The sequence below is a fragment of the Dehalobacter sp. genome (genome assembly GCA_023667845.1).
GTDB lineage: Bacteria > Bacillota > Desulfitobacteriia > Desulfitobacteriales > Syntrophobotulaceae > Dehalobacter.
In genome coordinates, this window is record JAMPIU010000005.1 from 39,112 (window position 1) to 61,101 (window position 21,990).

The following is a 21,990-nucleotide window of genomic DNA, read 5'->3' on the forward strand; positions in this document are numbered from 1 at the left end:
TGCCTTGTTAAGCAAGGGAGTAGGTTACAATCGGAGAAGATACTAGGTGATATCCAGCAGCCCATTCGGCTAGGAGCATGACTGACGTTTGATCTCTTGGAATGGTAGGACGAAGGAACTTCGGGCTATGACCTAGGAACGCTGTGAAGACAACGGAACAATGAAGTAATGACTAATCAATCAAGGGAGGATAACACATGAGCAACTTTAAGTATTTGTTTACTCCGATAAAAATCGGATCCATGGAACTTCAGAACAGGATCATGATGGCTCCGCACGCATTGATAGGTTGGCCACCTGCCAGCGATGAACATGTTGGCTATTTCGAAGCCCGCGCCAAAGGCGGAGCAGGTATGATGGTTATTGGCAGCTGCGTTGTGCAGCCGTTTGTGGGTGAAGAGGGGCTGTTGCGCTGTTACGACCGCGATGAGATACCGAAGTTAGCTAAGATTATTAATGCAATTCACAAATGGGGCTCCAAAGCGATCGTTCAGGGAATCTTGGGGACGGGTGGTGCTCCCGGCACGCGGGTACCAGCCAAGAGCGTTCCCACGTCAATTTGGGGCGATTATCAGAACCGGGAATTGTCATTGGAAGACATTCAACAACTGATCAAAGATCACGGACAGGCAGCAGCCAATGCCCAAGAGGCGGGAGCCGACGGCATAGAGTTCCCGGCAGGCGGCGGTGTTGGACTGCAGTTCTTCTATTCACCGTTGGGCAACAAACGCACGGACGCTTATGGCGGCGATGTCGAGGGAAGAACCAGGATTCTCGTGGAGATTGCCAATGAAGTCAAGGCGCGTTGCGGACGCGACTTTAACATTGGATATGTAGTGAATGCCGACGAAACCATCCTGGGTGGACCCGGGCTGGATGTCGGCACGCAGGCTTGCAAAATCCTGGCCGATACCGAAAATGTTGATTGGCTGCGGATTACCGCCGGTGGGCAGAAGCCTCAGTCGATCCAGTTGCACTATCCTTCGTCTTATCTGCCTCAGGGTACCCAGCTGTATGCCGCGGCAGCTGTGCGTGAGGTTGTAGACAATATTCCGATCATTGGCGGCGGCCGGGTTAACAGCGCTGAGTTTGCTGAGCAGGCCTTGGCTGAAGGCCAATGCGACCTCGTATATGCCGCCCGGGCGTTCCTCTGCGATCCAGAATGGCCCAATAAAGCCAAGCGGGGCGATACGGAAGAAATCCGCAACTGTATCGGCGATGTTGAGGGTTGTTTCCTGCGCATTACTTCTGGAGCGCCTGCGGGCTGTACCTGTAACCCCGATCTTCAGCGTGAGCATTTGGCATTGCCCATGGCCGAAAAGAAGAAGAAAATAGCTGTTATCGGCGGTGGCCCGGCCGGCATGCAGGCCGCACTCGTTGCCGCCAAACGCGGCCATAACGTAACGCTGTTGGAGAGGACCGGTGCCCTTGGCGGTCATATTCTCATGGAAGCCCAGCTTCCCGGTCTTGCCGATCGTGCCGATCTGCCGCGTTGGTTAACACTTCAACTCCAAAAACAGAATGTTGACATTCGTTTGGATGAGGAAGCTACTGCCGAATCTGTCATATCCCTGCAGCCGGACGCCGTGGTTGTCGCTACCGGCTCGGAGTATGCCCGAACAGGAATTAGTCATTTGCACATGATGCCTATTACCGGCGTGGAGGCTGATTATGTGCTGACACCCGAAGATGTTATTCTGGCTAAGAACGAAGTTGGCCAGAAAGTCGTCGTCTATGATGCCACCGGTTATCTTATTGGGCCTGGTATTGCAGAGATGTTTGCGGATCAAGGCAAGGAAGTCACGTTTATCTGCCCTGACCCGGCGATGGCAAAATCCGTACACAATATCGGCGTTGATAAGCTTGTTGCCCTGCGCGTCCTTACCAAAGCCCAGTTTATACCTAATACTATGATTTCCGGTATCGATGATCATACGCTTGGGCTGACGAATATCCTGACCTATCAGATTGACGAGCTGAATGATGTCGACACGGTGATTCTGGTCACATGCAGACCTCCACGGGATGAGCTGTACGATGAGCTTAAGGGGAGAGTCCCCGAGCTTCATGTCATCGGAGACGCCAACGATTCTCACTGGAGTGCCTTCTGTATTGATGATGCCATAAAGGCCGGCCAAAAAATAGGTATGCAACTCTAGTTTGTCTTAGAGACTCTTCAATAGAATTAGGGAGGCGGCTTTTGGAGTCGCCTCCGTTTTATAAGACCATTAAGCTAAATGGAAATTTCAGGATAGGAGGCAGAATAGCAATGGACAAAGAAATTTGGATTTGGGCTGAGCACGAACAAGGTGAAATACGGGAAGCCAGCCTGGAAGTTCTGGGAGAAGCCCGCAGATTGGCCAACAAGATCAAAGGCAAGGTATGTGCATTTCTCTTTGGAGAGGAAATTTCAGGACTGACAGGGGAACTTGCCTCCTACGGCGCCGATGTCGTCTACCTGTACGAGGATAGCTCGTTCAAAGAGCTTAACCTGGATTTGTATCTGAAGGCTTTCTCCGAAAAGGGGAAGGAAGGTTCTCCGCAGTTAATTCTCATTTCAGCGACGCCCAACGGGATTAGTCTGGCTCCGCGATTGGCTGCCCGCCTTCAATGCGGCTATGCAGCCAACACCGTTACCATAAGTATGGAAGTGGACAATCGTATCAAAATCAACCGATCCGCGTATCTTGATAAAGCCCAGGCGGTATTCTCCTTTGCCCCCAACAACACGGTGGTAGTCACCATGAAGCCTGGGAGTTTGGGATTGGACAAAGCGGTGCGTTCCCGAAAATGCGAAAGTATCGCTGTGAAGATCGAGGATATCCCGGCATCACGGACAGAGGTACGGGGCTTTGTGAAAGCCGATCCAAAGGTTGTTTCATTGGGCGAGGCTGAACGTGTGGCTGCAGCGGGCGCCGGTTTCCGTGACAAAGATGACGTTGGTCTCGTCTGGAAATTGGCTGAAGCTATCGGAGCTGCTGTAGGTGGATCAAAACCCACTGTTGACAGAGGCTGGATTCCGCATAGCCGCCTGGTGGGACAAAGCAGCGGGCGCCGCTTGTCACCGCGTCTGTTTGTGGCCGTGGGAGTCTCCGGAACGAATCATTTTGTCGAAGGGATGAAAGACTCCCGCTTGATTATTGCTATCAACAAGGATAAGGGCGCTCCGATCATGAAACTAGCCGATTTGGCGGCTATCGGAGATCTCCATGAGGTGTTGCCGGAAATAATCGGGCAGATTAATCGGAAGCAAGAAGGGGCGGTGTAAAGATGTCGGAAACTTTTGACGTAATCGTCGTTGGTGCGGGCCTTGCCGGGGCTTCAGCAGCTTTAACCGCTGCTAAAGCCGGTTTAAGCGTTCTGGTCATCGAACGCGGCGAGTATATTGGAGCCAAAAATATTACCGGGGGCATGATCTTGACCCGGGTGTTGCAGGATATTGTCCCGAATTATTGGGAAGATGCTCCGCTGGAGCGTCCGATTCAGCATCAAAGAATTATGATGACCTCCGGCGAGAGGGCTTTGGAAATTGACATTGGCAACAGCACTTTTTTGAATCCTCCTTATAATGGGTTTAGCGTGCTGCGCAAGGAATTTGACCAATGGCTGGCAGGAAAGGCACGGGAAGCCGGAGCATTGATCGTGACCGGTACCGTTGTGGATGATTTTCTTTATGAGGGCGACCGGGTGGTTGGCGTAAAAACTCGCAGAACTGAAGGGAATATCCGGGCCAAGGTTGTCATTCTGGCCGACGGGGTTAATTCGCTTCTAGCCCGTAAGGCCGGACTGCGCAAAAAATACGGACACCATGATATCGGTTTAGGGATCAAAGAACTGCTGGCTTTGCCGGCAAAAGTGATTAACGAACGCTTTGGACTTACCGGTAATGCGGGCGCATGCTATGCCGCGATCGGCGACTTTGCCCGCGGTATCCCGGGAGGCGGATTTATTTATACGAATAAAGAGAGCGTGTCGATTGGCATGGTCGTACAGCCTCAGGCTTTAGCCGAACAACGGGTCACCGCGGATGAAGTTCTGGAGCGCTTTAAGGCCAGGCCGGAGGTCGCACGTCTGATTGAGGGCGGAAAACTCCTGGAGTACTCCGGGCATCTTATTCCTGAAGGCGGGTATACAGCGATGCCCAAGCTTTTCCGCGATGGATTGTTAGTAGCGGGAGATGCCGCAGGCTTTGTTGTCAATACCGGAATCGTGCTGCAAGGCATGAATCTGGCTCTTGCTTCCGGAAGATGCGCCGGTGAGACGGCTGTACTGGCTTGCCAAAAAGGGGATCCCTCAACTGCGGTGTTGAGCCGCTACACAACCTTGTTGGAACAGGGTATAGCGCTTTCAGAAATGAAGGCCCATAAGAAAGCCCCGGAATTCATGAGGTCTCCGCGCTTATTTGACCAGTATCCGGATCTCCTGAACAATGTTATGGAACAAATGGTAACCGTGGGTTCTGATCCGCGCCAAAGTTTGATGCGTATGGCCAAAAAAGAACTTGGCAATGTGAAATTAATGGATGTCGTCCGCGATGCCTTGATGGGGGTGAGAGCCTTATGAGTGACCGTGCAGAAAAGCTTGAGCTTATTCGCCACGTTGTGCACATGGAACCGCATATTATTCTGGATAGTGCCAAATGCAGCAACTGTCAACAAAAACCCTGTCTGTACGTTTGTCCGGCCGGCTGCTTTACTGAGAAGGACGGCGAAACCGAGTTTCAGTATGCAGGATGCCTGGAATGCGGGACATGCCGGGTGATGTGCGCCAAGGAAGCTCTGAAGTGGGATTATCCGCTCGGCGGATATGGAGTTTCCATTCGGATGGGTTAAGAAGAATAAAAAAATAAGGAGAAAGTATATGCATATTGCCTTATGTGTTAAGCAAGTATACGATGCGACAGGTCCCTTCAGCCTTACGGAAGAAACCAAGGCGATCGATACACGCAGACTTGTTCCGATTGTAAATCCGGCTGATCTTGCGGCGTTGGCCTTGATACGGGAGGTACTTCCCGCGGGGACTGCGAAGGTCACGGCGATTAGCGTGGGACCGAAGCCGGCCGAGCGTGCGCTAAGGTCTTGTGTTGCCTCAGGGGCAGATGAGGCAGTCCGGATTTGGGATAACGCGCTTGATAGCGCGCTTACCGAGGTGGGAGGCGGTGAAATCATTGCGCGAATGTTGGCGGCAGCCATTAGAAGGCTAAACGTTGACTTGGTCGTTTGCGGCTCGCATGGGCTTTGCGGCGCATCCGGGTTTGTGGGGCCCGCTTTGGCTGAGTATTTGGAATTTGCCCAGATCTCCAGCGTCAGCCGTTTAGAGATTTCTTCCGGGGAAAATGCACTGACTGTTCACCGCCGGCTTGAACGCGGGGATCGGGAAATTGTCTATTGTAAACTTCCGGCGGTCATCACAGTTGACGAGGGTTCAGCCGAGCTGCCATACCCTTCTATGCCCAACGTGTTGGCGGCAGAATGTCTGGAGATACCGGTCATGAACCTTGCGTCGTTAGATTTGACGCCTTCTGCCATAAAACCCGGCGGCGTCCAATTATTGAATTTCGTCCCGCCACGGCCGAGAACAAAGAAATCTGCCGCCGCGGATACCGCTAACCTTACGCAGGCCCAAATAATGCAGCAGCTCAGTGGCGCCGGTCCGGCAAAACAAAAAAGTTCTTTCATCGAAGGCGATCCGAAAAAAGTTGCCTCAGAGATTGTCCGATTTTTAGAAGCGAACGGTATATTGTAACAGCGGGGAAAACAATTTACATTTCTTTCCTCACGGTCTAATTCTTTATAAGAAGGGAGAAAATGTAAACCGGTCGCCGGGTTTCCTGCGATATATCCCGGGTATAAGGTTTTCGGTTCTCCGGAGTTACCTTACCGGAGGACTGATGACGATATGCGCAGTCGGAGAACTATCAAAAAACGGCCCCTTATCCGAAGGCTGTAATTGGAACGACCTATGCCTGGGGTGATCATAGAAAGGACGCCGCAAAACTTCGCGGCGTCCCCTTATCGTTTTAGGGCGAATAAAAAAATCAAATTTCGGTCAGCACAGCTCCCTCAGAATCAATATCCAGGGTCAGGGTTGCAGAAGGCAACCCATTTTCATGGAGTACGCGCTTCATCGTCAGGGCTATCTGATCTTCTTTTCCATAGGGGCAAAAAGCAATCAAAGTCGGTCCTGAACCACTCAGAGCTGCGCCGTACGCGCCAACGTGGACAGCAGATTCTAAGGCTTCGGGCATACCAGGGATTAAAGAAGCCCGCTGATTTTGGTGGATCCTGTCCCGAGTGGCAATTGCCAATAAATCGTATTCCTCATTAATAAACGCATCAACTAAAAGGCCGACGCGGGAAGCGTTAAAGATCACATCAGCTCTGGGAACAGAAGAAGGCAGTATCCCGCGCGCTTTTTCAGTTTCAACGAGAATATCCGGAATCACGACCACCGCTTTAAATTTTGGAGACTTCGCCAGCGTCCTTGGTATAAGTTTGTCTTCATCCATAACTGTCAGGGTAATCCCGCCGCAAAGGGCAGGTGTGACATTATCCGGATGGCCTTCGATTTCAGAAGCAATTTCTAGCAATTGAAGCCGGTTTAAAGGGTTTCCGGCTACCGCGTTTGCAATGATCAGTCCGCCGACGACGGCAGTGGAACTGCTTCCCAGTCCGCGGGCAGGCGGAACATGGCTTTCCAGGGTGATTTTTAAGGGCTTCGGCTGGAAATCAATTTTCTGCCACAGCTTGCAGACAGTTTTCCATAAGAGGTTCGTTTCATCTGTAGGAATATTGCTCGTATAGGTGCCTTTAAGGATAATCTCCAGTTTTTCGCTTTCTTCAGCCTGGATATAGTTATATAGCCTTAAGGCCAGTCCCATGCAGTCAAAACCTGGTCCGAGATTTGCTGAAGTTGCTGGTACTTTTACTTGGAACATTCTTTTCCTCCATTTTTTCGGCAGGTAATCCATGAATATGCCTATTTATTCGAATAAATTCTATAACAATTACTGAGGGAAGTAAACAGTCGGTACAACATTCTTAAATTCATTGCTCAATAATTTCATTCAAGCCTCAATACCCCATATTAGGTCTGGGTGCCACAAGTTCCAGCCGGTCAAATTCCATTTGTCTCCAGCCGAATAACATTATAGATTTTATCCAGTTTGCTGTAGGAATTCAGGGACTGGATGGCCTGACGGAGCTGTCCTTCCCGGCAGGGGTGGGTCACCAGTGCGATTTCGGCGCTTTTATCCGGCCGCGGTTTCTGGATGATGGAATTAAAGCTGATGCCGGCTTCAGCAAAGAATAACGCCAGTGTTGCAAAGACTTTTGGTTCGTCTTTAACTTTAAGCCGGATGTAATAAGCGGTTGTAAAATCATCCGTTGAGATGATCGGATAGTTGCGGTAACAGCCGCAATTCAGGAGTCCTTCGGATCCGGCGGACATATTGCGTACAATCTGGATAATGTCGGCTACAACGGAGCTGCCCGTGGGCAAAGCTCCGGCGCCTTTCCCGTAAAACATGGTTTCTCCGACAGCATCACCGGTGACATAAATCGCGTTGTAAACACCGCCGATATTGGCCAGCGGATGTTTTTTGGAAATCAGGGCGGGATGTACCCTGACTTCGATCCTTTCTTCCTGGTTTTTAGCAATGGCCAGCAGCTTAATCACGCAGCCGAGTTCATCCGCATAGTGAATGTCTTCCGGAGAAATGTTGGAAATTCCTTCGGCATAAACATCGTTAAAGGTTACGCGTGTATTAAAAGCCAAGGAAGAAAGAATCGCAAGTTTGCGGGCGGCATCCAGCCCTTCCACGTCAGAGACCGGATCTGCTTCAGCATAGCCGAGCTCCTGGGCTTCTTTCAGGACATCAGCAAAATTGCGTCCCTGTTCGGTCATAGCAGATAAAATATAATTGGTCGTACCGTTAATAATCCCAAGCAGTGAGGAGATCCGGTTGGCAGTCAGGGATTGCCTTAAGGCAGCGATAATCGGGATACCGCCAGCGACACTGGCTTCAAAATACAAATCTCGGCCGTTCTTTTTCGCAGCTTCAAGCAGTTCTTCTCCATTTTGAGCTAAAAGATCTTTATTGGCGGTAACGACATTTTTGCCGTTTGCCATTGCAGTCAGGATAAGCGTGCGGGCTGGCTCAATACCGCCCATTACTTCAACAACAATGTCAATTTCCGGATCATCCGTGATCTCCCTGGGATCGTCTGTCAAAATAATGCCGCGGCAATCCGGCCGAGGTTTATGGATATCATGGACTAAAGCCTTTTTTATACTTATATCAGCGTTGGTACGGGTACTGATGTCATACCGGTTATTTTCCAGTATGGCAGCTGTACCTGATCCGACAGTTCCAAAACCCAGTAAACCAATTACAATTTTCTTCATAATATTTCCTCCCTATCCCTTCTGAATGAACAAGTGTTTCTGTACAGTGGACATTATACCAAGCTATCCTGGAATTGGCAAGGATATTTTTGATCGGTCCACTGCAGGATGAAAAGTATACTCCAAATATATTGACACAGTTAACTGTATCATATACACTTAGGTAAAATAATTATATGTGCTATAACACAGCGTTAGCGAGATAATGATGGTTCAGAAAGTCTGTAGAGTTTTTCTTATTCTCATATATGAATATGCACGTTAGGAAGTGTAGCAATTAGACTCCCTGTTTTTTTTTATTAAGGTATATTTTACATGTTGATTGTGTTTCGTTACAATATAGATAGTGTTGAAATCAAAATTGAGTTTCGGAAAGGAGTATTCACATGATTATCTATTGCGATGGTAAATTTGTTGACAGCCAGGAGGCGAAAATTTCTGTATTTGATCATGGCTTTCTTTATGGAGACGGTGTATTTGAAGGGATCCGGGCCTATAATAGCCGGGTATTCAAATTAAAGGAACATATCGACAGACTGTATGAGTCAGCCAATGCGATCCTGTTAAACGTTGAGGTAAGCCGTCGGGAAATGATGGATATCGTTGTGGAAACTGTAAGGAAAAACAATCTTACAGATGCTTATATCCGCCTGATTATTTCCAGAGGGGTCGGAGATATGGGTTTAGACCCAAGGAAATGCCCTAAATCGGAAATTATTTGTATTGCCGGCAATATTTCATTGTATCCGCAGAGCATGTACGAAAATGGGATGGAGATCATTACGGCTGCCACCCGCCGGAACAGTTCGGATGCGTTAAGCCCGAGAATCAAATCCCTGAACTATTTAAACAATATTATGGCTAAGATTGAAGCCAACAGGGCAGGTCTGATGGAAGCATTGATGTTGAATCAGGAAGGGTATGTCAGTGAAGCCACCGGCGACAACATTTTCATTATCAAAGACGGAGTTATAACCACACCTCCAGTTTATGCCGGGATTTTAAAAGGCGTCACCCGTGATTCGGTCATCGATTTAGCCCGCCAGGAAGGGATCCCCGTTCAAGAAGAACTGTTTCATCTGATTGATGTTTACAGTGCCGATGAGTGCTTCCTGACCGGTACGGCAGCTGAGCTGATTCCGATTATTATGCTGGATTCCAGAAAGATCGGCGACGGTAAACCAGGACCCGTATTTAAAAAGCTGCTGGCTAAATTCCACGAATATGTCAAGACAGAGGGAGAGCCTATCTAGTAACTGTTCTCTAAATAACTAGACATTTAAACCTTTATAGCTGGGTCTGTGTGCCACAGTTCCAGCGTAAGCGGAGCATGGATGCGGAGCGCGGCAGAAAGCGCCATGGAGGGCGCTATCTGCCGAGACCGGAATGTGGCGCGCAGACCAGACCCAAATGATTATATTAATAGATTGAAAACAAACAATAGATTAAAGACAAAAAAATTTCAGGAAAGGAAGCGATTCCATGAACAGTGATGCAGTAAAAGTTGGAATTGACAGGGCACCTCACCGCTCTCTATTTAAAGCTCTTGGACTTACCGACCGGGAAATCAATAAACCCTTGATCGGTATCGTCAACTCCTTTAATGAATTTGTGCCCGGGCATATGCATCTGCGTCAAATTGCCGAAGCAGTCAAAACCGGAGTCAGAGAAAATGGCGGTACGCCGCTCGAATTTTCGACGATTGGTGTCTGTGACGGCATTGCCATGGGACACGTCGGGATGCATTTTTCCCTCGCGAGCAGGGAGCTGATTACCGACTCCATTGAGATCATGGCCAGAGCACATGCTGTCGATGCCCTGGTATTTATTCCAAGCTGTGACAAAATTGTCCCTGGAATGCTGATGGCTGCAATGCGGCTGAATCTGCCGTCCATCGTCGTGAGCGGCGGACCGATGCTACCGGGTCGTCACGAGGGGAAAAATGTTGATTTTATCACAGTCTACGAAGGCGTCGGTAAAGTCTACAGCGGCCAGGAAAGCCAGGAGTGGCTTCAGGGACTCGAACAGAATGCGTGCCCGACCTGCGGTTCCTGCGCCGGGATGTTTACGGCAAACTCCATGAACTGCCTGACAGAGGTCATCGGCATGGCTCTGCCCGGCAATGGTACGATACCGGCTGTCTATTCCGAGAGAATACGCTTGGCCAAAGAAACCGGCTATCAGGTTATGAACCTGCTGCGGGACAATATTCGGCCACGTGATATCGTAACGAGCATTTCAATCAGGAACAGCATTGCCGCCGACATGGCGTTAGGGTGTTCAACCAATACCATCCTTCATCTGCCTGCGATTGCGTTTGAAGGAGAAATCGAATTTGATTTGGCCGAGATCAATGCAATCAGTGACCGGACCCCTCAGATCTGTAAACTGAGTCCGGCGGTGAACGGGCATTATCTCGTCGAAGTCAATGAAGCAGGCGGGATCAGTGCCGTTTTGAAGAGCTTGCTGGATGCCGGTTTGATCGATGGTTCCGGCATGACGGTTTCCGGCAGTACCATGGCGGAAAGGCTAAGCAGCGCGGCTGTCAAAAATCCGGGTGTGATCCGGCCGCTGACTGATCCGTATTCCGCCAAAGGCGGACTCTGTGTCCTGTTTGGCAACCTGGCACCGGAAGGAGCCGTGATCAAAGTAGGGGCTCTGGCGAACAGGGATATTGTCTTCGAGGGCGCGGCCAAGGTCTACGACGGAGAAGACCTGGCAGCGGAAGCGATCCGCAGCGGCGTGATTAAAGAGGGCGATGTCGTGATTATTCGTTATGAAGGACCGAAAGGCGGACCGGGTATGCGAGAGATGCTCGGGCCAACCGCAACGCTGGCAGGGATGGGGCTTGATTCTTCTGTGGCGTTGCTTACCGACGGACGTTTTTCCGGAGGCAGCCGGGGACTTTCGATCGGGCATATCTCTCCAGAAGCAGCGCTCGGTGGGGAGATTGCGTTTGTCGGAAACGGCGATATGATTCGGATTGATTTAGAAAAACGGACCATCGACTGGCTTCTGCCCGAATCTGAAAAAGCAGAAAGAAGAAACAGCTTTGACCCGGAAAAAGGGTTGGAGAAAGTGTATAAAGTAGCAGGCCGGACAGGATATCTGGGACGTTACGTCCAATTTGCCCAGTCGGCCAATAAAGGAGCAGCTTTCCGGACACTCAAGGAGGAATGAATGAATGGATAAGTCCAAAGAAGACGCCTTAATAGCCAGAGACCCTGAAATTACCTGGGAAGACGAAGAAAGTCTTGCTTTGGATAATTATAATGGCGCCAAAGCGCTGCTCGATGTACTGGACCAGGAAGGGGTAGAGCTGATATTCGGGTATCCTGGCGGATCTTTGCTCGCACTGTATGATGCGCTTCTGGACAGCTCGATCCGTCATATCCTGCCGAGACATGAGCAGAGTGCTGTTCATGCGGCCGATGCCTACGCGCGGGTCAGCGGCAAGGTTGGCGTCTGTCTGGCCACCTCAGGTCCGGGAGCCGCCAATATGGTTACAGGAATTGCGAATGCGTATATGGATTCCATTCCGCTTGTGATTTTAACCGGTCAGGTATCGACCCAGCTGTTAGGGACGGATTCTTTTCAGGAAGTAGACATTACGGGAATCACGATGCCGATCACGAAGCATTCCTATCTGGTCAAAGATGCCAGAGACATTCCGCGTATCGTGAAAGAAGCGTTTTACATTGCCAGTACAGGACGTCCGGGTCCGGTCCTGATCGATCTGCCGAAGAATATTATGGCAGCAGAGGTCACTGAGCCTTATCCGTCCAAAGTAGCGCTGAAAAGCTATAAATTCTTCACTAAAGGAAACTCCGGTCAGATTTCTGAAGCAGCTAAAGCGCTGGCCCAAAGCAAAAAACCGATTGTTTATGCCGGGGGAGGCGTCATAACCTCCGGAGCCGGCAAGATTCTTCAGGAAATGCTCGAAAAAGCCAATCTTCCTGTGGTTACAACGCTGATGGGCATTGGCAGTGTCCCGTCCAAGCATCCGAATCATTTAGGGATGGTCGGAATGCATGGGACCATTACTGCCAATCTCGCCGTCGATGAGTGCGATTTACTGATTGCCATCGGTGTCCGCTTTGACGACAGGGTCACGAGCGGGCTGAAACACCGTTTTGCTACGAAGGCAAAAGTCATTCATATTGATATTGACCCTGCCGAGATTGGCAAAGTTATCCGTGCACATATACCGATTGTCGGAGATGCCAAACTTGTCCTGGAAGAGTTCCTTACCAAAATCAATCCGCCGGCCATTCAGGATTGGTGGAACGAACTCAGGAGCTGGCAAAAGGAATACCCGTTAAGCTATGAGCAGGATGGCCGCCTGAATCCGCAGACGATTTTGGAAGCGATGGGAAAAATCAGCGGGGAAGAAGCGGTCGTGGTGACGGATGTCGGCCAGCACCAGATGTGGGCGGCTCAATTCTGTCCGGTTAATCAAGAAAGACATTTTATTACCAGTGCCGGTCTGGGCACGATGGGGTTTGGTCTTCCGGCTGCAATCGGCGCCCAGTTTGCGAAACCGGACAGTCTGGTCTTTCTGGTTACCGGAGACGGTTCTTTACAAATGAGCATCCATGAGCTCGCCACCGCGGTTCAATATCACCTTCCCATAAAAATAGTCCTGATGAATAACGGGGTTTTAGGCATGGTAAGGCAGATGCAAAAAATGCTCTTTAACGAGCGTTTCAGCCAGATCCAGCTGGATGCCAATCCCGATTTTGTGAAACTCGCTGACGCCTATGGGATCAAAGGGCGCAGAGTCGAGCAGGCCGACCAGGTTGAAGATGCCTTGAAGGAAGCTGTTGCAACGCCCGGACCTTTTTTGCTGGATTTCACGATCTCACCGGATGAAGTTGTACTTCCTTTTGTCCCTGCCGGTCAGGGAATTACAGAGATACTGGAGGGGAAGGAATAATGCTGCATACGCTCGCTGTAATGGTCGAAAATGATCCGGGGGTCCTGGCACGGGTATCAGGCCTGTTTTCCCGGCGGGGCTACAATATCTACAGCCTGACGGTATGTCAGACTGAAAATCCGGACCTTTCCATGATGACGATCGTGGTTGAGGGTGACAGCCAGGTCATTGAACAGGTCACCAAGCAGCTGCATAAACTGGTCGTCGTCCATAAGGTGACCAATCTGAGCCAGGAGTCCGTGGTGAACAGGGAGCTGGCCCTGATCCGGGTCAAGGTTAAATCGGATACCCGGCTCGAAGTACTCCAGACGGTAGACATCTTCAGAGGCAGAGTCGTCGATATGGGCAAAAATAATCTAACCATTGAGCTAACCGGTGATGAAGAAAAGATTGATGCGTTTGTCAGAACGATGCGATCTTACGGCATTCTCGAGCTTGTCAGAACCGGTAAAATTGCGATTGCCCGTTCCGATAATTAAAATTAAGAAATAATGAATAAGGAGAGTAAATAACATGGCTAAAATGTATTATGATCAAGATGCTGATTTGGGATTGCTGAAAGGAAAGACGATTGCGGTAATGGGTTGGGGAAGCCAGGGTCACGCCCAATCACAGAACCTTAAAGATTCCGGTTTGAATGTCATTGTGGGCTTGCGTAAAAACAGCCCGAGATGGAAAGAAGCCGAAGAAGCCGGCCTAACGGTGATGACGGTTGCTGAAGCAGCAGCCAAAGCGGACCTGATCCAAATCCTTCTGCCTGATGAGACCCAGAGCAGGATCTACCGGGAAGAAATCGAGCCGTCGCTCACTGCCGGCAAAGTACTTTGCTTTTCACACGGCTTCAACATTCACTTTGGCCAGATCGTGCCGCCGGCTGATGTCGATGTGATTATGATCGCTCCGAAGAGCCCGGGACATCTGGTCCGCCGGACCTACACCGAAGGTGCAGGAACACCGGGACTGATCGCCGTCTATCAGGACGCTACCGGTAACGCCCACCAGATTGGTCTTGCTTATGCCAAAGGGATTGGCTGCACCCGTACAGGGCTGATTGAAACTACGTTCGCTGAAGAGACCGAAACCGATTTATTCGGTGAACAGGCAGTACTTTGCGGCGGTGCGTCCGAATTGGTCCGCGCCGGTTTTGACACACTTGTAGAAGCCGGTTACCAGCCGGAAATCGCCTACTTTGAGTGTCTGCATGAACTGAAGTTAATTGTCGACCTGATGTACGAAGGCGGAATCAGCCGGATGCGCTACTCCGTATCCGACACAGCCCAGTACGGGGACCTGATGGTCGGCAGACGGATCATTACGGAAGAAACCCGCAAGGAAATGAAGAAAGTTCTTTCTGAAATCCAAAACGGGGAATTTGCCCGCAAATGGCTCTCCGAAAATCAGGTTGGCCGTCCGGTCTTCAATGCCATGACCCGCAGGGATGCCGAACACAAAATTGAAAAAGTCGGCCAGGAGCTTCGTTCGATGATGCCTTGGCTGAAGAAGAAATAACCTCAACTCTCAATACCAATATTTGGGGTATGTCTGTGGGCTACAATACCGCTTTTCGACCGTTGTGCCATCCGTGGCACAAAAGGCCGCGCTCCGCATCGTGCTCCGCTCACAGCGGAACTGTAGCCCCCAGACTAATCTTTGGTATGAATACTTGCATGTTGATTCCAAAGTGTATTTTTCAGAATAATTTAACGAATATCTCCAGAGATCAGTCTCCGTAATATATAGGCGGCGACAAGCGGAGCAAGGAGTGCGAAGCGCGGCTTTTTGAGCCAGGAGGGCTCAATTGCCGTAAGCGGCTATATATTACGGAGACCTACCTGGATAAAAAATCTTTATGAATAAAATTGATTCTAAGCGCAAGGGGGGTAGGGTAGTGAGACGGATTGAATTTTTTGACACAACGCTGCGGGACGGGGAGCAGTCTCCAGGGGTTGCGCTGAATATGGAAGAGAAGCTGCAGATTGCCCGTCAGCTGGAAAAACTGGGTGTGGATATCATTGAAGCCGGTTTTCCGATTACTTCTCCGGGCGATTTTCAGGCCGTATCCCTGATCGCTGAAAAAATCAGAAATACGACCATTGCTGCGCTTGCCAGGGCAGAAGCCAAGGATATTGAAAGGGCCTGGGAGGCGATCCATATCGCGGAAAGCCCGCGAATCCATACATTTATTGCGACATCTCCGATTCATATGCAGTACAAACTCAGAAAAACACCGGATGAGGTGTTGGAACGCGCTGTCTATGGGGTCAAACTGGCAAAATCCAAAGTTAGCGATGTTGAATTCAGTGCTGAAGATGCTTCCCGTAGCGACGTGGATTTTCTGGCCAAGGTATTCTCACTGGTCATTAAGGCCGGAGCTACTGTGATCAACATCCCGGATACCGTCGGGTATGCGATGCCCGCAGAATTTGCTCAGTTCGTCAAGGCGATCATGGACAAAACGGAGGGCATTGAAAAAGTCAAAGTAAGCGTCCACTGCCACAATGATCTCGGACTGGCCGTGGCAAATTCCCTGGCAGCAGTCAAGGCAGGCATTCATCAGATTGAATGTGCGGTCAACGGCCTCGGAGAACGGGCTGGGAATGCTGCGCTGGAAGAATTGGCCATGGCGCTGCACACCCGGAAAGACCTTTATGAGGTCGAGACAGGTATTGTCACCCGGGAGATTTCCCGGACCAGCAGTCTGGTCAGCAGACTGTCCGGTATGAGGGTCCAGCCGAATAAAGCGATCGTCGGCAAAAACGCTTTTGCGCACGAATCAGGCATTCATCAGGACGGAGTCCTGAAAGAACGCAGTACGTATGAAATTATGTCCCCGGATGCCATCGGACTCGATATGAATACGATTGTCCTCGGCAAACATTCCGGGAGGCATGCGGTTAAACAGTCTCTGGACGACCTGAGCATTGAAGTCAGTGAAGAACGCTTTGAGAAGCTTTTTGAAGACTTCAAAACCCTTGCTGAAAAGAAAAAAATTATCACGGAAGCTGATCTTTATGCGCTTGCTGAAACGCAGGAGGCAGAGGAAACGCTGGTCTTAAATTACTGGCAGATTCTAAGCGGAAACAACCTGAAGCCTACGGCGACGATTGGCTTAGAGCTGAAAGATGGGAAAGAGCATCATAATGAGCTGGTGAAAGCGGCTTATGGTGACGGTCCTGTAGCGGCTGCCTATAAGGCGATCGACAAAATTGTCGGGATTGAAGGAAAACTGCAGAATTTCTCGTTACAGGCGATTGACGTCGGCGAGGATTCTCAGGGTGAAGTAACCGTAACGGTTTTGTTCGGTGATCACACTGTTGCCGGCCGGGGAGTCAGTCCGGATATTATCGAGGCCAGTGTTAAAGCGTATGTCCAGGCTGTCAACAGGGCACTCAGCAAAGGCTGGATCAGCCTGAAGCAAAGATGATAACTGGAGACAAAACAGGCTGTGATGATGCATGATTGAGGATACTTATTATCTCATCTCGCACGTACTGAATGTTCACGCAGATGAGATAATATTATATGAACAGGAGCATAGGCAAAAAGGAGGTTGTTGCCCATGGGTATGACGATAAGCGAAAAAATTCTGGCAGCCCATGCCGGAGTAGATAAAGTTGTTCCCGGAGAAATCATCAATGCCAAATTGGATATAGTCTTATCCAATGACGTTACGGCTCCGGTGGCGATCAAAGAGTTTGAAAAGTTAGGAATTGAAAAGGTATTTGACAGGAAAAAAATTGCGCTGGTACCCGACCATTTCACACCGAACAAAGATATAGCCTCCGCGGAACAATGCAAAACTGTCAGGGAATTTGCCCGGAAACATGAGATTAAACATTACTGGGATACCGGAAGAGTCGGTATCGAGCACTGTCTGCTCCCGGAACAGGGCGTGGTTCTACCCGGTGACCTAATTATCGGCGCCGACTCCCACACCTGCACATATGGCGCACTCGGCGCTTTTGCGACCGGCGTCGGCAGTACGGATTGCGCGGCTGGGATGGCCACAGGTGAGGCTTGGTTCAGAGTACCCGAAACTTTAAAATTTGTTTTTCACGGCACGAAGTTTCAGCCCTATGTCGGCGGCAAAGACCTGATCCTATATATCATCGGCAAAATCGGCGTTGACGGTGCCCGCTACAAAGCGATGGAATTTACCGGAAACGGCATCAAAGCGCTTTCTATGGACAACAGGCTGACGATGTGCAATATGGCAATCGAGGCCGGCGGCAAGGCCGGAATCATTGAACCGGACGAGATTACGCTGGAGTACGTTAAAGCAAGGGCAAAAAGAGATTATAAAGTCTATCAAAGCGACCCGGATGCCATATACGAGAAGGTTTATGAATTTGACACGGAAGATATTCCGCTGCAGATTGCTTTCCCGCATCTTCCGGAGAACACAAAATCGGTAGATGAAGCGCGCGGCATAAAAATAGATCAGGTTGTCATCGGCTCGTGTACGAACGGACGTCTTGAGGATCTCGAAATCACGGCTAAGATTCTGAAAGGAAAGAAGATCCATCCGAATATCCGCTGCCTGATATTCCCCGGGACACAGGATATCCTGCTCGAAGCGATGAACCGCGGCTGGATTCAGACCATGATTGAAGCCGGAGCAGCAGTCAGTACGCCGACCTGCGGGCCATGTCTGGGCGGTCATATGGGAATCCTAGCGAAAGGTGAACGGTCGCTGTCCACCACAAATAGGAATTTCGTTGGCCGGATGGGCCATCCCGAAAGCGAAGTATACCTGTGCAATCCGGCAGTCGCTGCGGCTTCAGCCATATGCGGACAAATCGTTCATCCGAGGGAGGTCGTTGATAATGGGTAAAGCTTGGAAATTCGGCCATGATATTGACACGGATGTCATCATCCCGGCCCGCTATTTAAACCGCTTCGAACCTGAACATCTCGCCGCCCACTGTATGGAAGATGCGGATGCAACGTTCGCTGCCAACGTTAAGCCAGGCGATATGATGATCGGCGGCAAAAACTTTGGCTGCGGATCTTCGCGGGAACATGCTCCGCTGGCGATTAAAGCGGCCGGTGTCAAGGCCGTCATCGCAGAATCCTATGCACGGATATTTTACCGGAATGCGCTGAACATCGGGATGCCGATTCTGGAGTGTCCGGAAGCTGTCAAAGGCATTGAGTCCGGTGACGAGATTGAGGTCGATCTTCAGAACAGCACGATTCAAAACGTCAGCAAGGGAACAAGTTTTCAGGCCACTCCTTTTCCGCCATTTATGCAGGAATTGATCAAAGCCGGTGGGCTGGTTCCGTACGTAAAGGAGAAAAGAAAGAATGCCTAAAATTGCCGTATTACCCGGTGACGGGATTGGAAGAGAGATCATCCCTGAAGCGCTGAAAGTGCTTCAGGCAGTATTAAAAGACTGCCCGGTCAAGTTCGAATTCGACAGTTATCTGATCGGCGGAGCCGCAATCGATGAAGTCGGCAAAGCACTGCCTGCCGAAACACTGGATGCCTGCAAGAAGGCTGATGCAGTGCTTTTGGGCGCGATCGGCGGACCCAAATGGGATACACTGCCGGCGAAGGAAAGACCTGAGCTCGGCGCGCTTTTGCCGATCAGAAAAGAACTCGGTCTTTTCGCGAATATCCGTCCGGTCAAGATGATTCCTTCGCTCATTTCAGCTTCCACCTTACGGGAAGAAGTCGTCAAGAATGTGGATATGGTTGTGATCCGCGAACTGACCGGCGGGATCTATTTTGGAGAAAAGGGAAGAAACGAGAGTCCCAGGGCGGCCTATGACGTCCTTCTCTATAATGAGGAAGAAGTCCGCCGGATCATTGAACTTGGTTTTGAAACTGCGAGAGGCAGAAGGAAAAAGCTTTGTTCGGTTGATAAGGCTAATGTGCTCGAGTCGTCTCGTTTCTGGCGGGAGATTGCTGAAGAAGTGGCCAAGGAATACCCGGATATCGAACTGACCCATATGTATGTTGATAATGCTGCGATGCAGCTCGTGCGTTATCCGGAACAGTTCGACGTGATCGTCACAGAGAATATGTTCGGAGATATCCTGACCGACCTGGCTTCGATGCTCGGTGGTTCGATCGGCATGCTTGCTTCAGCCAGCCTGAGCGGCAAAAAAGGACTGTATGAGCCAGCTCATGGCTCCGCACCGGACATTGCCGGCCAGAATAAAGCCAATCCGCTGGCGACGATCCTTTCGGCAGCCATGATGCTGCGCTATACGTTTGACCTAAACGAAGAAGCCGGTAGAATAGAGAATGCTGTGGCCAAAGTTCTGGATCAGGGCTATCGGACAGCCGACCTGGCCAAACCCGGCGATAAAGTGCTTGGGACCAAAGAAATGGGTGACGCAGTGGTAGCTGCGCTGTAAGGCTTAACGATGATTAAGAATAAGACCGCTATGATTGTTGAAATCATTGCGGTCTTTGATTTTTTTTATGTCATCCGTGACAAAAGGCCGTGTAATTTGAAAATTTCAAAGCGCTTCAAAGCAAATAAGGTTCTATAATGTAATGTTGACAACATAATCATTTTATAGTAGCATGCATATAGTGTATATACACTATATAGAGGTGACTTACTATATGAAGAACAATGAAAAGAAGTCGTCAATCTGTAATTGTCTGAATTTACGTAGGGCTGCTTCGACAATTACAAAAATATATGATGAAAAGCTGAGCCCAAGCGGATTGACAGTCAGCCAGTATTCAATTTTGAAGCATCTAAAGTTTTTTGGTCCCATCAGTGTCAGTGATCTGGCTATAAAAATCAGGTTGGACAGGACGACTTTAGTCCGTAGCTTTAAACCTCTGGAAGCGGCATCCTTAATTATTGATGTTTCTCAAAAAGGCACCCGAAACCGTCAGCTTCAATTAACCCAAAAAGGAATTGAGAAATACATTGAGGCGGAATACCTGTGGAACGATGCGCAGAATTTTATTGAACAGGAACTCGGAAAAGAAAATATTGAAAAATTAACATCTCTCCTTTCCGTGATTGAGAGGTTGGGGTCTTAATTTACCCTATTCGTGTATATACACTATATTTATAAAGGAGAGCACAAATCATGCGTATAGAGAATTTGATTCAGGATAAGGCTTATGAATTTGGTTATGAAAAGTGTGGGATTGTCCGTATTCAGGATTTAGAAGGTTATGATAAATGTCTAAGGGAACGTATCGATAAAGTCCCCATCTCAAAGATGTTCTATCAGAGCCAAAGCCGTTTGACGAACCTGCAAGAGCGGTACCCCTGGGCAAAATCTGTTATCGTCGTTGTTTCTCATTTCGGACATTATAAAGCACCTGGGCAGTTAAAAGGTCATATCGGTAAACACTATCTATTTGACGGACGTGTCAATACGGAATCTAAGGAATTCAAGAGAAGTGTTCTGATGGAACAATTTCTGCAAGATCTGGGACTTAAAACAGCCTCAAACCGAAATTTTGGTATCGTAGGATTACGCTGGGCGGCCATGAGGGCCGGGCTTGGAATCATACGCAAAAATAATTTCTTTTATACGGAATCCGGTTCCTGGGTGCAACTAGAAGCGTGGATTACTGACAAGGATATGGAACTGGTTGAATCAACCAATTTACCGATTTGTCCTGAAGGCTGCTCTAATTGTATCAAAGCCTGCCCCACCTGTTCTCTTTCATCGCCTTATACAATGAATCCACTTAGCTGTATCTCCTTTCTTACTACTTTTGGCGGCCGTGATTTGGCAAACGATCCTCTCGGCAAGAGTTTTGGAACCTGGATCTACGGGTGCGATGCCTGTCAGGACGTATGCCCGATGAACAGCGGCAAATGGACGGAGGAGGACGAATTCCCCGGTGTTTTAGAAATATCGCTTAGTCTCACACCAGAAAACATGATGAAACTGGAAGAAGAATTTTATAAGCATAACATACAGCCAAAATTCTTTTACCTTTCTCCGGATGAATTATGGAAATGGAAAGTAAACGTATTGAATTTCATGCGAAATAATTATCAGGAAAGCTACAAGCAATATATCTTGGAGGCATGCAATAATGAAAATGAAAAGATTCGCGATATAGCACAGATGATCTGTAAAGATGTCTTCAACAGATAATCGATTAAAACGGGCTTACCCGAAGCAAGGGATCATCATTTTTCATCAAGCATAGGTAGAAGAGTCTTCCAGAATTATTTTGGGAGGCTCTTTTTCTAATATACAATTGCAAGTTTTGCAGAGACAAAAGGGGTTAATTTGTTTTGGATTTTTGGCTAATAATTTGAAAATTAAAAAAAAATTAAAATCTTTTTCACGTGATAAGAAATGCGGACTTTTCTTTTGATATATTTACTTGTATAGACAGCGAATTGGAAGCTATCATTCCAGGCTAAAAACTGTAAACGCATCAAAGAAAAATTTAAAGGAGGATGATTGAAAGTGGTAGATTTGAAAGTCCTGACTCAAGCAATGTCCGATTTGGACGAAGACGTGTTAAACAAGGCTATTGATGAAGCGCTAAGCAAAGACGACAATGCCGCAGAAGTTCAAGAAGTTGTTAAAGCCTGTCAGCAAGGTATGACGCTCGTAGGTGAACGCTATGATTCGGGCGAGTACTTTATCGGGGACTTGGTCTTTGCAGGGGAAGTGTTGCAAAACGTCATGGACAAGCTCAA

General features: G+C 49.1%; 19 protein-coding genes. 17 read left to right on the forward strand and 2 right to left on the reverse strand.

Annotated features, from left to right (window positions below):
- Positions 1-197 precede the first annotated feature (197 nt).
- The 5 genes from NC238_00240 (at position 198) to NC238_00260 (ending at position 5,745) form a co-directional block, all read left to right on the forward strand.
- The gene (locus NC238_00240; GenBank protein ID MCM1564382.1) at positions 198-2,159 is read left to right on the forward strand and encodes an FAD-dependent oxidoreductase; all 1,962 of its coding nucleotides are present in this window, start codon (positions 198-200) and stop codon (positions 2,157-2,159) included.
- A gap of 110 nt (positions 2,160-2,269) precedes the next feature.
- Positions 2,270-3,268: an electron transfer flavoprotein subunit alpha/FixB family protein gene (locus NC238_00245; GenBank protein MCM1564383.1), complete on the forward strand. Its 999-nt coding sequence runs from the start codon at positions 2,270-2,272 to the stop codon at positions 3,266-3,268.
- 2 nt (positions 3,269-3,270) lie between these two features.
- Positions 3,271-4,563 (forward strand): FAD-dependent oxidoreductase, encoded by a 1,293-nt coding sequence (locus NC238_00250; GenBank protein ID MCM1564384.1) that lies wholly within the window; start codon positions 3,271-3,273, stop codon positions 4,561-4,563.
- A complete protein-coding gene (locus NC238_00255; protein MCM1564385.1) occupies positions 4,560-4,832 on the forward strand; it encodes a 4Fe-4S dicluster domain-containing protein in 273 nt (90 codons plus the stop codon). The genes NC238_00250 and NC238_00255 overlap by 4 nt, the downstream gene beginning before the upstream one ends.
- Positions 4,833-4,860: 28 nt before the next feature.
- Positions 4,861-5,745, forward strand: a complete 885-nt coding sequence (locus NC238_00260; GenBank protein ID MCM1564386.1) for a hypothetical protein — start codon at positions 4,861-4,863, stop codon at positions 5,743-5,745.
- A 292-nt stretch (positions 5,746-6,037) separates the two neighbouring features.
- On the opposite strand, the gene thrB is transcribed toward NC238_00260, so the two are convergent.
- Together thrB and NC238_00270 are read right to left on the reverse strand one after the other, a co-directional pair.
- Positions 6,038-6,937 (reverse strand): homoserine kinase, encoded by a 900-nt coding sequence (gene thrB, locus NC238_00265; protein ID MCM1564387.1) that lies wholly within the window; start codon positions 6,935-6,937, stop codon positions 6,038-6,040.
- A gap of 179 nt (positions 6,938-7,116) precedes the next feature.
- Complete coding sequence (locus NC238_00270) at positions 7,117-8,406, reverse strand: homoserine dehydrogenase (GenBank protein ID MCM1564388.1); 1,290 nt, start codon at positions 8,404-8,406, stop codon at positions 7,117-7,119.
- 386 nt (positions 8,407-8,792) lie between these two features.
- Between NC238_00270 and ilvE the strand changes: the two genes are divergently transcribed.
- The 12 genes from ilvE to NC238_00330 all read left to right on the forward strand — a co-directional run.
- Complete coding sequence (gene ilvE / locus NC238_00275; protein MCM1564389.1) at positions 8,793-9,659, forward strand: branched-chain-amino-acid transaminase; 867 nt, start codon at positions 8,793-8,795, stop codon at positions 9,657-9,659.
- 229 nt (positions 9,660-9,888) lie between these two features.
- Positions 9,889-11,586, forward strand: a complete 1,698-nt coding sequence (ilvD, locus tag NC238_00280) for a dihydroxy-acid dehydratase (GenBank protein ID MCM1564390.1) — start codon at positions 9,889-9,891, stop codon at positions 11,584-11,586.
- Between the two features lie 4 nt (positions 11,587-11,590).
- Positions 11,591-13,342 carry a biosynthetic-type acetolactate synthase large subunit gene (ilvB, locus tag NC238_00285; GenBank protein ID MCM1564391.1) on the forward strand — a complete coding sequence of 584 codons (1,752 nt, stop codon included), beginning with the start codon at positions 11,591-11,593 and terminating at the stop codon, positions 13,340-13,342.
- Entirely contained in the window at positions 13,342-13,821 is a 480-nt protein-coding gene (gene ilvN, locus NC238_00290) for an acetolactate synthase small subunit (GenBank protein ID MCM1564392.1), read from the forward strand. Before ilvB ends, ilvN begins: the two co-directional genes overlap by 1 nt.
- A 34-nt stretch (positions 13,822-13,855) precedes the next feature.
- Positions 13,856-14,851 carry a ketol-acid reductoisomerase gene (ilvC, locus tag NC238_00295; protein ID MCM1564393.1) on the forward strand — a complete coding sequence of 332 codons (996 nt, stop codon included), beginning with the start codon at positions 13,856-13,858 and terminating at the stop codon, positions 14,849-14,851.
- Positions 14,852-15,230: 379 nt separating this feature from the next.
- Complete coding sequence (locus tag NC238_00300; GenBank protein ID MCM1564394.1) at positions 15,231-16,766, forward strand: 2-isopropylmalate synthase; 1,536 nt, start codon at positions 15,231-15,233, stop codon at positions 16,764-16,766.
- 135 nt (positions 16,767-16,901) lie between these two features.
- Positions 16,902-18,176: a 3-isopropylmalate dehydratase large subunit gene (gene leuC, locus NC238_00305; GenBank protein MCM1564395.1), complete on the forward strand. Its 1,275-nt coding sequence runs from the start codon at positions 16,902-16,904 to the stop codon at positions 18,174-18,176.
- On the forward strand, positions 18,169-18,657 hold the full coding sequence (locus NC238_00310; protein MCM1564396.1) for a 3-isopropylmalate dehydratase small subunit: 489 nt from the start codon (positions 18,169-18,171) through the stop codon (positions 18,655-18,657). Before leuC ends, NC238_00310 begins: the two co-directional genes overlap by 8 nt.
- The gene (gene leuB, locus NC238_00315) at positions 18,650-19,708 is read left to right on the forward strand and encodes a 3-isopropylmalate dehydrogenase (protein ID MCM1564397.1); all 1,059 of its coding nucleotides are present in this window, start codon (positions 18,650-18,652) and stop codon (positions 19,706-19,708) included. The genes NC238_00310 and leuB overlap by 8 nt, the downstream gene beginning before the upstream one ends.
- A gap of 214 nt (positions 19,709-19,922) precedes the next feature.
- Positions 19,923-20,354 carry a MarR family transcriptional regulator gene (locus NC238_00320; protein ID MCM1564398.1) on the forward strand — a complete coding sequence of 144 codons (432 nt, stop codon included), beginning with the start codon at positions 19,923-19,925 and terminating at the stop codon, positions 20,352-20,354.
- A gap of 50 nt (positions 20,355-20,404) precedes the next feature.
- On the forward strand, positions 20,405-21,433 hold the full coding sequence (locus NC238_00325) for an epoxyqueuosine reductase (protein MCM1564399.1): 1,029 nt from the start codon (positions 20,405-20,407) through the stop codon (positions 21,431-21,433).
- Between the two features lie 321 nt (positions 21,434-21,754).
- A partial coding sequence (locus tag NC238_00330; GenBank protein MCM1564400.1) for a B12-binding domain-containing protein occupies positions 21,755-21,990 on the forward strand: 236 nt, incomplete at its 3' end.

What these genes read in the sequence shown, in the direction of transcription:
- thrB (MCM1564387.1), bottom strand. Translation starts at nt 6,937, where the DNA reads ATGTTCCAAGTAAAAGTACCAGCAACTTCAGCAAATCTCGGACCAGGT.
- NC238_00310 (MCM1564396.1), top strand. Translation starts at nt 18,169, where the DNA reads ATGGGTAAAGCTTGGAAATTCGGCCATGATATTGACACGGATGTCATC.
- ilvE (MCM1564389.1), top strand. Translation starts at nt 8,793, where the DNA reads ATGATTATCTATTGCGATGGTAAATTTGTTGACAGCCAGGAGGCGAAA.
- NC238_00255 (MCM1564385.1), top strand. Translation starts at nt 4,560, where the DNA reads ATGAGTGACCGTGCAGAAAAGCTTGAGCTTATTCGCCACGTTGTGCAC.
- NC238_00260 (MCM1564386.1), top strand. Translation starts at nt 4,861, where the DNA reads ATGCATATTGCCTTATGTGTTAAGCAAGTATACGATGCGACAGGTCCC.
- ilvD (MCM1564390.1), top strand. Translation starts at nt 9,889, where the DNA reads ATGAACAGTGATGCAGTAAAAGTTGGAATTGACAGGGCACCTCACCGC.
- ilvB (MCM1564391.1), top strand. Translation starts at nt 11,591, where the DNA reads ATGGATAAGTCCAAAGAAGACGCCTTAATAGCCAGAGACCCTGAAATT.
- NC238_00240 (MCM1564382.1), top strand. Translation starts at nt 198, where the DNA reads ATGAGCAACTTTAAGTATTTGTTTACTCCGATAAAAATCGGATCCATG.
- ilvC (MCM1564393.1), top strand. Translation starts at nt 13,856, where the DNA reads ATGGCTAAAATGTATTATGATCAAGATGCTGATTTGGGATTGCTGAAA.
- leuB (MCM1564397.1), top strand. Translation starts at nt 18,650, where the DNA reads ATGCCTAAAATTGCCGTATTACCCGGTGACGGGATTGGAAGAGAGATC.
- NC238_00325 (MCM1564399.1), top strand. Translation starts at nt 20,405, where the DNA reads ATGCGTATAGAGAATTTGATTCAGGATAAGGCTTATGAATTTGGTTAT.
- NC238_00320 (MCM1564398.1), top strand. Translation starts at nt 19,923, where the DNA reads ATGAAGAACAATGAAAAGAAGTCGTCAATCTGTAATTGTCTGAATTTA.
- NC238_00250 (MCM1564384.1), top strand. Translation starts at nt 3,271, where the DNA reads ATGTCGGAAACTTTTGACGTAATCGTCGTTGGTGCGGGCCTTGCCGGG.
- NC238_00270 (MCM1564388.1), bottom strand. Translation starts at nt 8,406, where the DNA reads ATGAAGAAAATTGTAATTGGTTTACTGGGTTTTGGAACTGTCGGATCA.
- NC238_00245 (MCM1564383.1), top strand. Translation starts at nt 2,270, where the DNA reads ATGGACAAAGAAATTTGGATTTGGGCTGAGCACGAACAAGGTGAAATA.
- ilvN (MCM1564392.1), top strand. Translation starts at nt 13,342, where the DNA reads ATGCTGCATACGCTCGCTGTAATGGTCGAAAATGATCCGGGGGTCCTG.
- leuC (MCM1564395.1), top strand. Translation starts at nt 16,902, where the DNA reads ATGGGTATGACGATAAGCGAAAAAATTCTGGCAGCCCATGCCGGAGTA.